Raw genomic sequence first — 16,357 nt, 5'->3', positions numbered from 1 at the left:
CCGGCTGCGGCTGCGGCTGCGGCTGCGGCTGCGGCTGCGGCTGCGGCTGCGGCGGAACGTAATCCGGCCGCAAACGGTCCTCGCTGTAGGTCAACTCGTTGGGTCGGGCCTGCTGACCGACGAACAGGTTCTCGCCCAGCGGCGGGAAGTTCATCTGCCGGTTCTTCACGATCGGGGCGAGGTACTGCGCGCACAACTTCGACGAGTACACGGCGTTCACCCGTGACGCGGCCTCGACAGCGCCACAGAGGAACTGAACCGGATCGGCGAGGTTGTTGACCGCCAGCATGCCGGTCAGAGCTGCCTGGGAAGGCTGGTACACATTCGCGAAGTTCTGCGCGGCATTCGGAAATGCGTGCAGCGCCTGCTTGATGTCGTCCAGGCCGCCGTGGACCGCGGACGAGATGGAAGCCAGCCTGTCGGTGGCCACACCGGCTGCCTCACGATTGTCCCTGACGAACTCGGTCGCCTCGGCCACCACCGCGTTGAGGTCGTCGACGGCATCGCCGACGGCACCCGGATCGTCGGCGAGCAGCCCGGTGACAGCGGCCATGTTGCGGTTGAGCTGGGCCAGCAGATCCGAGCTGTCTTCCAGAGCGTTCACCACGACCGCCAGGTTCTTGAGCGACGCGAACGTGTCCTCGCTGTGGTCCCCCAGTGCCGACAGCGCGCGCGCCATCGTCGTGACCGTTTCACGGATGGTGGCCCCCTGCCCGCGCAGGTTGTCCGCCGCGGTGTTGACGAACTCACCGAGGGTGCTCACCCCGCCCGGCTGGGTGGGTTCCAGCGCATTGGTCAGCTTTTCGAGCTGCGCCCGCAGGTCGTCCCATTCCAACGGAACAGCCGTGCGGTCCAGCGGGATCACCGCGTTCTCGGCCATCACCGGGCCGGTCTCGTAGGCCGGCGTCAGCTGAACGGCGCGTGCCGTGACCAGTTGGGGTGACACGATCACGGCCTTCACGTCGGCCGGGACCTTGTGCTTGGCGTCGACCCAGAACGTCACCTTGACCCGCTCGGGTTCCGGCTCGATGGTCTCGATCGCCCCGACCGGCACGCCCAGGATGCGCACCTCGTCACCGGTGAACAGTCCATTGCTGTGGTCGAAATACGCAGTGATGTTGGTCCGCCCCGCGTGGTCCGCGGCGCGCACCACCACCACACCGCCGACGACCACCGCCGCCGCGAGCACGGCCATCAACACAGTTCGCAGAGTTCGCTTGTGCATCACTGTCCTCCTGCCGGGACCACAGGCGGCGCCTCGTTCGGCGCGGGCACCAGGACAGGCGCCGGCGTGGGCAGCGCCGACGGCTGCTGACCGCTCGGCCAGAGTGCGGGCGGTCCGGGAGCCGGGCCGCCGGGCGCAGGCGCCGGATCGGGTTCCCGGTACGGATATCGGGGATCTCCAGGGTTCCCGGTGATCGCGTCGGGAACCGTCAGGTGAGGTGCCCCGCCCTGGCCGGTGCGAGGGAACGGCACGGGCAGCGCCGGCGTGGCGGGCTGTCCGGTCTGCGGATCCGAGAGTTGCGAAGGGGGAAGCACATTGGGATCAAGACCGAGATCGGAGAACGCCGCATCGATGAACGGCTGTACCAGCTGACCCGGGAGGTTGGCCAGGTACGCCTTGAAGAACGGTCCCGATCCGACCGTCTCACCGAGGCCCATCGTGTACTGGTTGAGGTACTTGATCGCAAGCATCACGCGTTCCTTGCGGTTGTCGACGATCGTCAGCACGCCGTTGAGCTTGTCCAGCGCCGGTCGCATCTGTTCGCGGTTCTCGTCGATGAAAGCCGACAGTTGCTGCGCAAAGACCGACAGGTTTCGGGAGATCTGCTCCAGCGCGGCGCTCTGCCCGCGGAGCTGCGCCAGCAGCGCATTGCTGTTGGCCACGAGTCCGGCGATCTCGTCCGCACGCTCGGACAACACCCCTGTGGCCCTGCTCGCGTTGCTCAGCAGTGTGCGGAGCTGATCGTCACGCTCGCCCAGGCTCTGGGAGAAACGTCCCACTCCTTCGACGGCCGCCCTCAGATCCGGCGGGGTGTCCTGAAACGTCTCGGCCAGCGTGGCCAGCGCCCCGGACACCGAGTCGGTGTCCAACCCGCTGATGGTGGTCGACAGATCCCCGAGGGCGTCAGGCAGCTGGTAGGGAGATCTGGTTCGCGCCAATGGGATCGGTCCGTCCAGAGCGCCGGAACCGCGCGGTGTCACCTCCAGGACCTTCGAGCCGAGCAGGCTCTTGGTCCTGATGTGGGCTTCGGTCAGATCACCGAGCCGGACCTCGTCGTCGACATCGAAGTCGACGCGGACCTGGCTTCCGTCCAACTCCACCGACGACACCTGGCCGACTCTGAAGCCGGCCACCTGTACCGGGGCCCCGGTGCGCAGGCCGCCCGCCTCGGCGAAGTAGGCCGAGTAATCGTCGGTCGAGGAACTGAACGGCAGCTTGTCGTACTGCAGGGCCAACAGCGCCGTGCCGGCCGTGACGGCCATGCCGGCAATGCCGATCAGAAACGGGTTGCGTTCGGCGAAGGGTTTCATTTCGGCGCGCACCGCCCTGTCGTCTGTTCGGCAAGTTTCACGTAGACGGGCTGTCCGCCCTTTCCGTTGAGCTTCAACGACATCGAGCACAGGTACTCGGGAATGAAGTCACCACGGCTGCCCAGCCGGGAAAGCTTCTTGTACGCGTCGGGAAGCATGTCGAGCAGTCCGTCGAAGTACTCGTGGTCTGCGAGCACGAGGGAGGTCGTCCGGTCGGATTGCCTGACAGCCTCCTTGAACGGCGCGCGGACCTGCATCAGAAGATCGGCGACGGTGGCCGACGCCTCGTTGGTGTAGGCGATCGCGTTGGCCACGTCGACCTTCCGCTCCTCCAGGCCCGCGACCAGTTCGGACAGTGAGTCGACTGACTTGGCGAACTGCTCGGTCTGTCCACCGAAAGATCCCAGTACCGCGTTGAGATTCCCGATCACCTCGCCTATCAGGACATCCCGATCGGCCAGGGTGTTGGTGACCAGCGCGGCCTGGTTCAGGAAGGACCGGATGGTGACGCCCTCGCCCTGGAAGGCCTGGATCAAAGCAGTCGACAGAGTGTTCACCTGGTCGGGATCGAGTGCGCGGAAGAGCGGGCGAAACCCGCCGAGCAGCGTGTCGAGGTCGAGTGCCGGTTCGGTGCGGTCAGCGGGGATCACCTCGGTCGGTTCCAGTTTGCGTTGCGCGTCCTGGGGTCCCTCCAACAGCGCCATATAGCGGTCGCCGATGGGGTTCTCCCAACGGATCTGGGCTTTCGATCCGTCGGTGAGCTTGACGGAGGGATCCGCGGAGAACTCGACCACGGCGTGTGCGGCGGAATCACCGGAGGCGTTGACCGAGATCTTCTTCACCTGCCCCACCTCGACACCGGCGATCCGCACGAAGTCGTTGACCTCCAGTCCGCTCACGTCGGTGAACTCGGCGCGGTAGACCTCCTCGGTCGAGAAGCGCAGGTTGGCGAAGACGGCCATCAGGCCGAACATCGCGACGACGCACAGGGCGACGAACACGGTCAGGTTGACGACTACACGTCGCAGGCTGGATCTCACTGCTGTTCCTCGATGCTCATGGCGCCCCGGGGGCGGGCGGCACACCCGGCCAGAGGGGCGTCCCGTCCGGTCCGTACAGCGCCGCGCCGTAGGGCGCGCCGCCGGGATGGGCCGGCGCCGGTCCGGGTGCCGGACCGCCGGGGTGACGGATCCTGGGCGGCTCGGGTATCGCCTTGGTGACGGGGTAGTAGTTGGCCCAGCCGGGGAATCCGATGCCGGGGTTGGGCCGGATGTCCAGGCCGGTGCCGAATCCGGTGTCGGTCACCAGGTATCGCACCGGGAAGTCCTTGCTGACATCGGGCAGGGAACCACAGCCCGGTTTGCCTCCGGGACCGCCCTTGGCTGCGACCTTGGGAAGGTGCTGGGGATACCGGTACGGATCGTCGCCAAGGAGCAGGCCGACGTCCTGGACCACCGACCGGCCGTTGCCACCGATGCTGTCGTAGGCACCGTTGTCGAGCGCGAATTTCGCACCCTGCAGCAGACAGGTGTAGATCGGGTCGTACTTCAGCAGCAGAGTCGTGGTCGGCTCAAGGATGTTGATGCCGTTGATCAGGTTGTCCCGGTTGGGCGCGATGAGATCGATTCCGCTGTTGGAGAATCCGATGGAGCTCAGCAACAGTGCGTCCAGATCCTGTGCGTGCTCGGTGATGGTCTCGCCGGTGACGGACGCGGCGTCGAGGGTCGCCAGGATGTCCTGTGCCGCCGAACTGTAGGCATCGCTGACGTCGCGCAACGACGTCCAGTTCTGCCCGACGCGGTCCATCCTCGGGTTGATCGCCAGCAGAACCTCATTGGCGTCCGTGGTGGCCTGTCCGATGCGCTCGCCCTGACCGCGGACCCCGTCGGCGACCGCGGTGAGCACCGCGCTGAGCTTCGACACGTCGATCTGGTTCAGCAGACCGACCAGATTGTCGAACACCGTATTGACCTCGGTGGGCACGTTGCGCGACTGCAGCACCGCGCCGGCCATGAGCCGTTGCGCGCTGGGCTGGTCCGGGTAGACGAGGTCGACGTACTTGGCGCCGAACGCCGTGGTGGTGGCGATCTCGGCCTCGACGTTCGCCGGGATGTAGCCGGCCTTGTCCGGGTCGATCTCCAATTGCAGAGCGACGGTGGGCTTTCCGCCGGCGATACCGGCGACCCTGCCCACCTCGACGCCGCGCATCTTGACCTTGGCGCCCGACTCCATCACCAGACCCGAGCGGTCCGAGGTCAGCGTCACCGGCACATACCGGCGGAAGGTGCCGGCGAAGGCCGCTGAGCAGACGAGAACCAGACCGATGACCGTCGCGAACAGCGCGGCCGTCCACCACAACGGATGGACTCTTCCTCGATGACCACTGTGTGCCATGGCTCTACCCGGCGAGGTGGAAGTTGCCGGACTGGCCGTAGATGGCCAGCGAGAGGAACAGGACGACCAGCACGGCTGCGATCAGCGAGGTGCGCACCGCACGACCGACCGCCTCGCCGACTCCGGCGGGGCCGCCGGACGCGGTGAACCCGTAGTAGGTGTGCACGAGCATGATGACGACCGCCATCACCACGGCTTGGAAGAACGACCAGATGATGTCGGTGCCGTTGAGGAAGGTGGTGAAGTAGTGGTCGTAGACGCCCGAGGACTGTCCGTAGATCACGATCGTGCCGAAGCGCGCCGCCCAGAAGGCCGACAGCACCGCGACGCAGTACAGCGGGATCACCACGATCACCCCCGCCAGGACCCGACTCGACGCAAGGTAGGCCACGGAGCGCACGCCCATCACCTCCAACGCGTCGATCTCCTCGTTGATCCGCATCGCGCCGAGCTGAGCCGTGGCCCCGGCGCCGATGGTCGCCGCCAGACCGATCCCGGCGATCACCGGGCCGATCAGCCGCACGTTGAAGTAGGCGGACGCGAATCCGGTCAGGGCTTCGACTCCGACCTCGGCGAACTGGTTGTATCCCTGCACCGCGACCAGCGCGCCGGTCGACAGCGTGAGGAAGCCGACGATCACCACCGTGCCGCCGACCACTGCCAACGCACCGACGCCCAGACTCATCTGGGCTATCAGGCGCAGCAGCTCCTTCTTGTAATGGACGAGAACGTCTTTGGTGGATCCGAGCGTCTGGAAGTAGAACTGCGCCTGAGTTCCGATCCGGCTCAGTCCGTCGACCCAGCCGGAGAAGGTCCGCTGAAGCCGTGGATGAAGTCTGCTCGGGCTGCCCGCGTTCACAGCGTCGCCTTGATACCGACCGCTGACGCGATGATGTTGATCGCGAACAGCGCGACGAATGTGAACACCACGGTCTCGTTGACCGCGTTTCCGACACCCGCGGGTCCTCCGCCGACGGAGATGCCCTTGTAGCAGGCGATCAGACCCGCGGCCAGACCGAACAGCGCGGCCTTGATCAGCGAGATGACGACGTCGTCAACGCCGGTGATCACGGTGAGGCCGCTGACGAAGGCGCCCGGCGTCACGTGCTGGACGAACACCGAGAAGACGAATCCTCCGACCAGTCCCACCAGGATCACCACCGACGACAGCAGAGTCGCGACGAACGTCGCGGCCAGCACGCGGGGAACCACCAGAGTCTGGATCGGGTCCACACCCATCACCCGTAGCGCGTCGAGTTCGTCGCGGATCGTCCGTGCGCCGAGATCGGCGCACATCGCCGTGGCACCGGCTCCCGCCACCACCAGCACGGTGACGACGGGACCGATCTGCGTGACGGTCCCGTAGGCCGCGCCGGTTCCGGCGAAGTCGGCGGCACCGAACTCCAGCAACAGGATGTTGAACGTGAAGATCAGCAGCACGGTGAACGGGATCGCCAACATGAGCGTCGGCACCAACGACACCCGTGCGACGAACCAGGATTGTTCGAGAAACTCGCGCCACGCGAACGGTCTACGCGGGATGCACACCAGCGTGTCCAGTGCCATCGCGAAGAAATCGCCCAGCGCCCGAACGGGTTTGGCGGCACGCGCCGACGAGACAGCGGTCAGTCCGGCGTCGATGCGTGACCGCGAGGTTGCTTCCGTCTTCTCAGCGGTAGTCACGTCAGCTCTGACCCGGCCCTACGGCGGTCACCACGTGAGGCAGCCGGCACGATCCTGGTTGTGAAGAACAGTTCTGCATTCTCTGGATCAACCTGGGCCTTTCAATCCTGACCGATCACACGTCGCGGCCTAAGTGGCTTCAATCACATCTGTGATCGGCGATAGCATCGCACACCCCATTTTTGACCGTCAAGCAGGGCGACTCGGACGTCACGTTGGGCGTCGAGGTCGGGCAATCTCAGGACCTGCCATATTTGCAGTTTTACCTCGTAATATCGCTCGCCAGCGCCACTCCCTCCAGTCCGCCGAGGCCGCGCGGAGAGGTTTTCGGACACACACATCTTGTGAATTTGAGTTCTGCGCAGCCTGGACCCACGTCGGTAGCCGTGCCGTGGCAGCCCGGCAATCGGCAGGCCCACTCCCCCGGATTTCGTCGGTTAGTAATGGCTATGGCCCATGCCGAGGGCACACCGGGCCCGGACAACTGTGGGCCGGCGATCGCCGAGAGACCGGACCCGATGTTGATCCCCCGGGCGCGATTCCGGGCCGACACCGAGCCGGGAGCAACGCACTTCTCAGAACTGCAATTAACTGTGTACTGAGCTGACCATGCCCACCCAGCCGGACCAGTCAATCATCAGCAACCGCCATATCGGCATTATAAGGTCGTTGATCAGCACATTCATAAAACATAGCAATCTTGAGATCGCGGCGGTTGCGCGATACGTCCGGGCGACCTTGACGGCCGATAAAACTCTATGTGATGCTATCGCCAATCACACTTGTGACCGAGATCATCCGATTCGACGGTGTGGTGCGAACTTCCAAGGAGGACTCAGCGTGACGACCAGTGAGCAAACGTCGGAAGTCCAGTCCGGCGCTCCGGAGGCGGACTCCTCGTCGGCACCGGTGTTTCCGTTCACGCGGACCTGCCCCTTCGCGCCCGCGGACGACTACGCCGATGGCGGCTCGATCCGCAAGGTTTCGTTCAAGAACCTCGTCCCGGCCTGGATGGTCACCGACTACAACGACGTCAAAGCGGTGCTCGGCGATCGCCGCTCCAGTGTCCGGAACATCCCCGACCCATCCCGGGGCGACGAGGGCGGCGAGCCACTGCCGGGCTTCTTCGTCGCGATGGATCCGCCGGACCAGACCCGGCTGCGCAAGATGCTCTCCCGCGAGTTCACCCCACGACGCATGGAAGCCATGCGGCCCGCGGTGGAGCGGATCACGAACAAGCTGATCGATCAGATGCTCGAGCAGGACGGGCCGGTCGACCTGGTCCAGGCCCTGGCGCTCCCGTTGCCGTCCTTGGTGATCTGCGAATTGTTGGGAATCCCCTACGACCGGCACGATTGGTTCCAGGAAGAGACAGTGAAGTTCCTGCGTCTCGACACCACACCGGAAGAGGCGGCCGAGACGGTCGCATCGGTGATGGGGTATCTCGGAGAACTCACCGTCTCCAAGATGGACGATCCCGGCGACGATCTGATCAGCTTGCTGCTCAACCACGTTCGCAGCGGCGACCTGACAATCCCCGAGGTGGCCGGCATGGCCGCGTTCCTGCTGATGGCCGGGCACGAGACGACCGGCAACATGATCTCGCTGAGCGTGTACGCGCTGCTGGAGCATCCCGATCAACTCGAACTGCTACGCCAGGACCCATCCCGGGTGCCTGCTGCGGTGGAAGAGCTGCTGCGCTTCCTCGACATCATCGGAAATCTGCCGCGCTACCTGACCGAGGACATTGAGCTCGCCGGTCAGACCATCCCGGCCGGCGACATCGTCATGGTGGCCATGGACAAGGCCAACCGCGACCCCAAACAATTCGAAGATCCGGACACGCTGAACATCCTGCGCACGGACGCCAAAGGCCACGTCGCCTTCGGGCACGGCATCCACGTGTGCCTCGGCGCCCCGCTCGCCCGCGTGGAATTGCAGTCCGTGATCAGCACGCTGTTCAGCCGCATCCCGACACTCAAGGTCGCGGTCCCCTCCGACGAGATCCAGGTGAAGACCGACGCCAAGATCTTCGGGCTGAAGTCGCTGCCCGTCACGTGGTAGACCGCATGGCCAGCGTTGACTGCCGGGAACAGGCCAGCACCGTGCGCCTGGTCATGCGGGAGTACGAGGCCGACGTCATCGTCGTCGGCAAGGATGTCATCGCCGACGGCATCGCCGCCCTGACGCTGAAAGAGGTTGGGGGCCACCCGCTCCCGGAGTGGACACCCGGTTCACACATCGACCTCATCATGTCCTCCGGCCTGGTACGCCAGTACTCGCTGTGCGGTGATCCCGCAGATCGGCACACCTGGCGCATCGCAGTGCTCCGCGAGCCCGATGAACGCTCCCGCGGGGGATCGATCTACGTGCACGACAGCCTCGAGCAGGGCGCCGAGATCCGTATTCGGGGTCCTCGCAACCATTTCCAGCTGGCGCCGTCGCCCAACTACCTGTTCATCGCCGGCGGCATCGGCATCACCCCGATCCGGGCGATGCTGACAGAGGCAGAAGCGGCGGGCGCGAACTGGAAGCTGTTCTACGGGGGCCGCAGCACCGCATCCATGGCCTTCCTCGATGAACTGGCCCCTTACGGTGACCGGGTCGAATTCTGGGCGCAGGACCAGCGGGGGCTGCTTGATCTGGAGCACATCCTCGGCACCCCGCAAGCGGACACCTTGGTGTATTGCTGCGGTCCGCAGGGTCTGCTCGCCGCGGTCGAAGACCGCTGCACGGCCTGGCCCGCCGGGGCGCTGCGGCTGGAACGCTTCAGCTCCAGCACTGTCGAGACCGAATGGGTCAATACCCCCATCGAGGTCGAATTGGCCCGCCACGGTGTGACGTTGACCGTGCCCGCGGACCAGTCTGTGCTCGAGGCGATCGAGCAGCACGGTGTCGACGTGATGTCCTCGTGCCAGTCCGGCATGTGCGGAACCTGCGAAACACCGGTCATCGACGGCATTCCCGAACACCGCGATGACGTCCTCACCCACGAGGAACGCGAACGCAACGACTGCATGATGATCTGCGTGTCCCGCAGCCGTGGAAGCAAGCTGGTTCTCGACATCTGACCCTCATTCATGCCAGAACGCCGGCGGGCCCCGTGGACGGGGTTCGCCGGCGTTTCGCATTCCGCCACCCTAAGTCTCATTTAATAAGAATGCCCACTAACATTTGCAGCCTATATGGCTGTATATTGCTATCTAATAGCCGAGCTTCTCTGAAGTTTGCACTCACGACCGCCGCGGTCGCAGCTACCGAGGAGCGGTCGTGTCCGACCCCGGAAAGGCGCCGCCAATGCGTATCGGAACCGTCCTGGACTTCGGGAGGCCGATGTCTGACGTGGGCGATGAGATCGCCGCGTGGGAGGACGCGGGGCTGTCCTCGGTAACCCTCGGCGAGGCCTATTCCTTCGACGCCCCAACGCAACTCGCCTATCTTGCGGCGCGAACCAGGTCGGTGGAACTGGCCACCGGCGTCCTGCCGCTCGACACCCGCACCCCGTCGTTGATCGCGATGACCGCGGCCGGACTGGATTACGTCTCGGCCGGCCGGGCCCGCCTCGGCCTCGGGCCGTCCGGCCCCCAGGTCGTCGAGGGATTCCACGGGCTGCCCTTCGAAGGTGTCCTCGGTAAGACCCGCGAGACCATCGAGATCTGCCGGTCCGTGTGGCGGCGTGAGGCACTGAAACATCAGGGCCGGCACTACCAGGTTCCGCTGGCGCCGGGCCGCGGGACCGGCCTGGGCAAACCGCTCAAGCTCATCAATCGGCCTGTGCGCAACCAGATTCCGATCTCCATCGCGTCGCTGGGACCGCGGATGGTGGAACTGACGGCCGAGATCGCCGACGGGTGGGAACCCATCTTCTTCTACCCCGAGAAGATTCACGATGTCTGGGGCGAGGCGCTGGCGGACGGTGCCGCCAAGCGCTCCGCGGACCTGGCGCCCCTGGAGATCATCGCGCGAGCGCCGGTGGCCGTCACCGACGGTGACCCCACTCCCTGGGTGGACGCCGCCAAACCCCAACTGGCGCTGTACGTGGGCGGAATGGGCTCGCGGGAGAAGAATTTCTACAACGAACTGGTGACCGCGTACGGATTCGCGGCAGAGGCCGCCACCATCCAGGACCACTTCCTGGCCGGCCGTATCGCCGAGGCCACCGCCGCGGTGCCCGACGAACTGGTGCACGCCACCGCCCTCATCGGGAACACCGACCACATCCGCCGGAGGCTCATCGCACTGCATGACGCAGGCGTGACCCTGGTCAACATCACCCCCATGGCAGCCGATCCCGCCGAACGTCTCGACGCGGTCAAAACTGTTGCCGCCCTCGCTAAGGAGATCTCATGAGTCAACTCCTCGAACCCGACGTCGCCCTCGACGCCGACGAACTGCGGGACGCCCTGGCGGAAGCCAATGTGCCCTGCCTGATCGGCGTGCTCTACCAGCTGACCGGAGACGCCCGGTGGCTGGCCGAGCCGTACCGGATCACCCCCACCATGGGCTTCGAGAGCCACGACGACGGCGGGCTGCCGGCCGAGCGCGTCGAGGAGATCCGGTCGGCGGCGTTCACCGCGATCACGGACTGGAGTGCAGGCGCACCGGTCGCGCATCCGGCGCCGGACGGCGCGGAGCTGGTGACGCTGATGTCCGCGGTGATGGGTGAACCGGTTGCCGAGAAGTATGTTCCGCTGGCCGCCGAGCAGCTCGGGTTCGCACCGTTCGTCCCCGACGACGTCACGGATCGCTGTGCGGACACCGGGTTCTCGGTGATCGTGGTCGGCGCCGGCTTCTCCGGCCTGGCGGCGGCGGTACACCTCAAACAGGCCGGCATCCCATTCCGGGTGCTGGAACGCAACGACCACGTCGGCGGCACCTGGTACGAGGCCAACTACCCCGGTGCCCGCGTCGACGTTCCCAACGATCTCTACTCGTACTCCTTCTTCCACCGCGAGTGGAGCCAGAACTTCGCCGAGCCCGACGAGATCCGGCAGTACATCGACGATGTCATCGCCCACTTCGACCTGGCGCCACACATCGAGACCGGAGTCAGCGTCGACGGCGCAGAATGGGATGCCGACGGCAGCGAATGGGTGGTGAAGATCAACTCCGGCAACGGGTCCGAGACCGTCCGTGCCACTGCGTTGATCACCGCGGCCGGGCTGCACAACACCCCGAACATCCCGCAGTTCCCCGGGCTCTCCGAGTTCACCGGGGAGGTGCTGCACTCGGCCCGGTGGTCGCCGGAGACCGATCTGCGCGGCAAGAAGGTCGCCGTCGTCGGAGCCGGGGCCAGCGCGATGCAGGTGGTCTGCAAGATCGCCGAGGATGTCGAGCAGATGGTCGTCGTCCAGCGCGAACCGCACTGGACCACCCCCAACGAGCAGTACTTCCGCAAGCAGACCCCGGCCCGGCACTGGCTGTACCGCAACGTGCCGTTCTACCGCGCCTGGTTCCGGTTCCGGCTCTACTGGATCTACACCGAGCGCAACTACCCGGCGTTGCGGGTGGACCCCAATGCCGCCGAGAAGGGCAGGCTGGTCAGCGGTCTCAACGACGCCTACCGGCGCAACCTGACCGCCTATCTGCGCGCACAGCTCGACGGGCGCGAGGACCTGATCGAGAAGTCCCTGCCCAAGTACCCGCCGTTCGGTAAACGTCTGCTGATGGACAACGGCTGGTTCGCCACGCTGCGCCGGCCGAACGTGAGCCTGGTCGCCGAGGGGGTCGATCACCTCACCGAACGTGGGCTGGTCACCGACTCCGGGGAGACCTTCGACGTCGACATCCTGATCCTGTGCACCGGATTCCAACAGCAGCGCTACCTCTACCCGATGGAGCTGCGCGGTCGCGACGGCGTCGAACTGCGCGAATCGTGGAGCGACGACAATGCCCGAGCCTACCTCGGCATCACCGCGCCCGGGTTCCCCAACCTGTTCTTCCTGTACGGGCCCAACACCAACCCGCCGGGCGGCAGCTGGCTGACCGTCGCCGAGGCACAGGTGCGCTACGTGGTGGAGATGCTGACCGAGATGGTCAAAGACGATGTGGCGACCGTCGAGGTCCGCGAGGAACCGTTCGAGGACTACAACCGCGAACTCGACGACACCAACAACGCCATGGTCTACGCGATGGACGGCGTCGAAAGCTACTACCGCAACAGCACCGGCCGGGTCGTCACCAACTCACCCTGGGCCGTTCCCGACTACTTCGCCCGGACCTCGGCCCCCAATCTGGCGGACTACGACGTCACCCCCCGCTGAACAGCACTGTCTACCAATCACTGACGGAAGAAAGAAAGATTCATGTCTGAAGAAGCCTTCATCTATGAGGCGATCCGCACCCCGCGCGGTAAGCAGCGCGGCGGCGCCCTGAACGAGGTCAAGCCGATCAGTCTGGTGGTCGGCCTGGTCGACGAGATCCGTTCTCGATTCCCCGATCTGGACGAGACCATGATCAGTGACCTGATCCTGGGTGTGGTGTCCCCGCTGGGCGATCAGGGCGCGGTGCTGGCCCGCACCGCCGTGCTGGCCGCCAAGCTGCCCGACACCACCGGCGGCGTGCAGATGAACCGGTTCTGCGGATCCGGCCTGGAAGCGGTCAACACCGCCGCGCAGAAGGTGCGTTCGGGCTGGGACGACCTGGTGCTCGCCGGCGGCGTGGAGTCGATGAGCCGGGTCCCGATGGGTTCTGACGGCGGCGCCTGGGCCAACGACCCCGAGACCAACTATGCGGTGTCCTTTGTGCCGCAAGGGATCGGCGCCGACCTGATCGCCACCATCGAGGGCTTCTCCCGCGAGGACGTCGACGCCTACGCGGTGCGCAGCCAGCAGAAGGCCGCCGCGGCCTGGTCGGGTGGTTACTTCGCGAAGTCCGTGGTGCCGGTCCGTGATCAGAACGGCCTGGTCATCCTGGACCACGACGAGCACATGCGCCCGGCCACCACCCTGGAGAGCCTGGCCAAGATCAAGCCCGCCTTCACCGGTATCGGTGCCATGGGTGGCTTCAACGAGGTCGCGCTGCAGAAGTACCACACGGTCGAGAAGATCAACCACGTGCACCACGGCGGCAACAGCTCGGGCATCGTCGACGGCGCCGCCCTGCTGCTCATCGGTAGCGAAAAGGCCGGGAAGGTGCAGAATCTCACCCCGCGGGCCCGCATCGTGGCCACCGCCACCAGCGGCGCGGACGGCACCATCATGCTCACCGGCCCGACCCCGGCCACCCGCAAGGTCCTCGACCGGGCCGGCCTGACCGTCGATGACATCGACCTTTTCGAGCTGAACGAGGCGTTCGCCTCGGTGGTGCTGAAGTTCCAGAAGGACCTCAACATCCCGGACGAGAAGCTGAACGTCAACGGTGGCGCCATCGCGATGGGCCACCCGCTCGGCGCCACCGGCGCCATGATCACCGGAACCATGGTCGACGAACTCGAACGTCGCGGTGCCAAGCGTGCACTGATCACGCTGTGCATCGGCGGCGGCATGGGCGTGGCCACCATCATCGAGCGCGTCTAAGGGGAATTGCCATGACTGAGAACACGATTCACTGGGACCAGGATGCCGACGGCATCGTCACCCTGACACTGGACGACCCGACCGGGTCGGCCAACGTGATGAACGACCACTACCGCGAGTCGATGCACAACGCGGTGAACCGTCTGGAGGCCGAGAAGGAATCGGTCACCGGCGTGGTGCTGGCGAGTGCGAAGAAGACCTTCTTCGCCGGCGGTGACCTCAAGGGCCTGATCAAGCTCGGCCCGGAAGACGCGGCCGAGGCGTTCGAGCTCGCCGAGTCCGCCAAGCGTGATCTGCGCCGACTGGAGACACTCGGGATCCCGGTGGTCGCCGCGATCAACGGCGCGGCGCTGGGTGGCGGCCTGGAGATCGCGCTGGCCACCCATCACCGCATCGCCGCCGACACACGCGGCGTGGTGATCGGCCTGCCCGAGGTCACCCTGGGCCTGCTGCCCGGCGGTGGCGGCGTCACCCGCACCGTGCGCATGTTCGGCGTACAGAAGGCCTTCACCGAAATCCTGTCCACGGGCACCCGGTTCAGCCCGGCCAAGGCTCTCGAAATCGGGCTTGTGGATGAGCTCGTGCCGTCCGTCGACGAGCTGATCCCCGCCGCCAAAGCCTGGCTCAAGGCTGAAATCTTGGAGCACCCGGGGGGCACTACCCAGCCGTGGGATGCCAAGGGCTACAAGATGCCCGGCGGCACCCCGGCCAGCCCGGCCCTGTCGGCGATCCTGCCGTCCTTCCCGGCGACGCTGAAGAAGCAGCTCAAGGGTGCGCCGGTGCCGGCACCGCGGGCCATCCTGGACGCCGCGGTCGAGGGTGCGCAGGTCGACTTCGACACCGCCTCGCGCATCGAGAGCCGCTACTTCGTGAAGCTGGTGACCGGGCAGACCGCCAAGAACATGATCCAGGCGTTCTTCCTTGATCAGCAGTCCATCAGCGGCGGTGCATCGCGGCCGGAGGGTATCGGCACCACCCCGATCACCAAGATCGGCGTACTGGGCGCGGGCATGATGGGCGCCGGTATCGCCTACGTCTCGGCCAAGGCCGGCTACGACGTCGTGCTCAAGGACGTCACGATCGAGGCCGCCCAGAAGGGCAAGGCCTACTCGGAGAAAATCGAGGCCAAGGCGCTGCAGCGTGGTACGACCACCCAGGAGAAGTCCGACGCGCTGCTCGCCAAGATCACCCCGACCGCCGACCCCGCCGATCTGGCCGGCGTCGATTTCGTGATCGAGGCAGTCTTCGAGGACCAGGAACTCAAGCACAAGGTCTTCGGCGAGATCGAGGACATCGTCGAGCCCAACGCCATCCTGGGCTCCAACACCTCCACCCTGCCGATCACCGGTCTGGCGACCGGCGTGAAGCGCCAGGAGGACTTCATCGGCATCCACTTCTTCTCCCCCGTGGACAAGATGCCGCTGGTGGAGATCATCAAGGGCGAGAAGACCTCTGACGAGGCGCTGGCCCGGGTGTTCGACTACACCCTGGCGATCAAGAAGACCCCGATCGTGGTCAACGACAGCCGCGGCTTCTTCACCTCTCGGGTGATCCGGACCTTCGTCAACGAGGCCATGGCGCTGCTGGGCGAGGGCATCGAACCCACCACCATCGAGCAGGCCGGCGGCCAGGCCGGCTACCCCGCGCCTCCGCTGCAGCTGCTCGACGAGCTCAACCTGGAACTGCTGCAGAAGATCTCGATCGCCTCCAAGGCCGCGGCCGTGAGCGAGGGCACGACCTACGTCGAGCACCCGGGTGAGCTCGTGGTCGAGAAGATGATCGAACTCGGCCGTCCGTCACGCCTGAAGGGTGCGGGCTTCTACGAGTACGTCGACGGCAAGCGGGCCGGGTTGTGGCCGGGCCTGCGGGAGACCTTCAACTCCGGCAGCACCACGATCCCGCTGCAGGACGCCATCGACCGCCTGCTGTTCTCCGAAGCCCTGGAGACGCAGAAGTGCTTCGACGAGGGTGTGCTGAAGACCAGTGCCGACGCGAATGTCGGGTCGATCCTGGGCATCGGGTACCCGGCCTGGACCGGTGGTTCCGCGCAGTACATCGTCGGCTACGAGGGTCCCCACGGTGTCGGTAAGGCCGCGTTCGTGGCCCGGGCCAAGGAGCTGGCCGTCCGCTACGGCGACCGCTTCACCCCGCCCGCCTCGCTGGAAAGCTAGCGGCACAACGTCAAAAGCCCCCGGCACCTGCCGGGGGCTTTTGCGTTGCTCACGATG

The 16,357-nt window shown here is 65.8% G+C and carries 12 protein-coding genes; 6 read left to right on the top strand and 6 right to left on the bottom strand.

Features of this window, described 5'->3' with window-relative positions; all coding sequences use genetic code 11:
- The 6 genes from MVA01S_RS11245 to MVA01S_RS11220 form a co-directional block, all read right to left on the bottom strand.
- The coding region (locus MVA01S_RS11245; protein ID WP_060941593.1) for an MCE family protein at nt 1-1,225 on the bottom strand (1,225 nt) is incomplete at its 3' end.
- Nucleotides 1,225-2,535 carry an MCE family protein gene (locus MVA01S_RS11240; protein ID WP_003930401.1) on the bottom strand — a complete coding sequence of 437 codons (1,311 nt, stop codon included), beginning with the start codon at nt 2,533-2,535 and terminating at the stop codon, nt 1,225-1,227. The genes MVA01S_RS11240 and MVA01S_RS11245, both read right to left, overlap by 1 nt.
- Nucleotides 2,532-3,575: an MCE family protein gene (locus tag MVA01S_RS11235; RefSeq protein ID WP_003930402.1), complete on the bottom strand. Its 1,044-nt coding sequence runs from the start codon at nt 3,573-3,575 to the stop codon at nt 2,532-2,534. The genes MVA01S_RS11240 and MVA01S_RS11235 overlap by 4 nt, the downstream gene beginning before the upstream one ends.
- A 16-nt stretch (nt 3,576-3,591) precedes the next feature.
- Entirely contained in the window at nt 3,592-4,929 is a 1,338-nt protein-coding gene (locus MVA01S_RS11230) for an MCE family protein (RefSeq protein ID WP_040541177.1), read from the bottom strand.
- Nucleotides 4,930-4,933: 4 nt separating this feature from the next.
- A complete protein-coding gene (locus tag MVA01S_RS11225; protein ID WP_003930404.1) occupies nt 4,934-5,788 on the bottom strand; it encodes an ABC transporter permease in 855 nt (284 codons plus the stop codon).
- Nucleotides 5,785-6,495: an MlaE family ABC transporter permease gene (locus MVA01S_RS11220; protein ID WP_003930405.1), complete on the bottom strand. Its 711-nt coding sequence runs from the start codon at nt 6,493-6,495 to the stop codon at nt 5,785-5,787. Before MVA01S_RS11220 ends, MVA01S_RS11225 begins: the two co-directional genes overlap by 4 nt.
- 726 nt (nt 6,496-7,221) lie before the next feature.
- Between MVA01S_RS11220 and MVA01S_RS11215 the strand changes: the two genes are divergently transcribed.
- The 6 genes from MVA01S_RS11215 (at nt 7,222) to MVA01S_RS11190 (ending at nt 16,300) form a co-directional block, all read left to right on the top strand.
- A complete protein-coding gene (locus tag MVA01S_RS11215) occupies nt 7,222-8,676 on the top strand; it encodes a cytochrome P450 (RefSeq protein WP_237024241.1) in 1,455 nt (484 codons plus the stop codon).
- Nucleotides 8,677-8,681: 5 nt separating this feature from the next.
- Nucleotides 8,682-9,683 carry a PDR/VanB family oxidoreductase gene (locus MVA01S_RS11210; protein ID WP_003930407.1) on the top strand — a complete coding sequence of 334 codons (1,002 nt, stop codon included), beginning with the start codon at nt 8,682-8,684 and terminating at the stop codon, nt 9,681-9,683.
- A 226-nt stretch (nt 9,684-9,909) separates the two neighbouring features.
- Nucleotides 9,910-10,962, top strand: coding sequence for an LLM class F420-dependent oxidoreductase (locus MVA01S_RS11205; protein ID WP_003930408.1), 1,053 nt, complete (start codon nt 9,910-9,912; stop codon nt 10,960-10,962).
- Nucleotides 10,959-12,875, top strand: a complete 1,917-nt coding sequence (locus MVA01S_RS11200) for a flavin-containing monooxygenase (protein WP_003930409.1) — start codon at nt 10,959-10,961, stop codon at nt 12,873-12,875. The genes MVA01S_RS11205 and MVA01S_RS11200 overlap by 4 nt, the downstream gene beginning before the upstream one ends.
- Nucleotides 12,876-12,917: 42 nt before the next feature.
- Nucleotides 12,918-14,129 (top strand): acetyl-CoA C-acetyltransferase, encoded by a 1,212-nt coding sequence (locus MVA01S_RS11195; protein WP_003930410.1) that lies wholly within the window; start codon nt 12,918-12,920, stop codon nt 14,127-14,129.
- 11 nt (nt 14,130-14,140) lie between these two features.
- Entirely contained in the window at nt 14,141-16,300 is a 2,160-nt protein-coding gene (locus tag MVA01S_RS11190) for a 3-hydroxyacyl-CoA dehydrogenase NAD-binding domain-containing protein (protein WP_003930411.1), read from the top strand.
- Nucleotides 16,301-16,357 lie beyond the last annotated feature (57 nt).

Source organism: Mycolicibacterium vaccae NBRC 14118 = CIP 105934 (assembly GCF_001552715.1).
In the GTDB taxonomy this organism is placed as follows: Bacteria; Actinomycetota; Actinomycetes; order Mycobacteriales; family Mycobacteriaceae; genus Mycobacterium; species Mycobacterium vaccae.
This window is presented reverse-complemented; position numbering and strand designations above follow the sequence as displayed.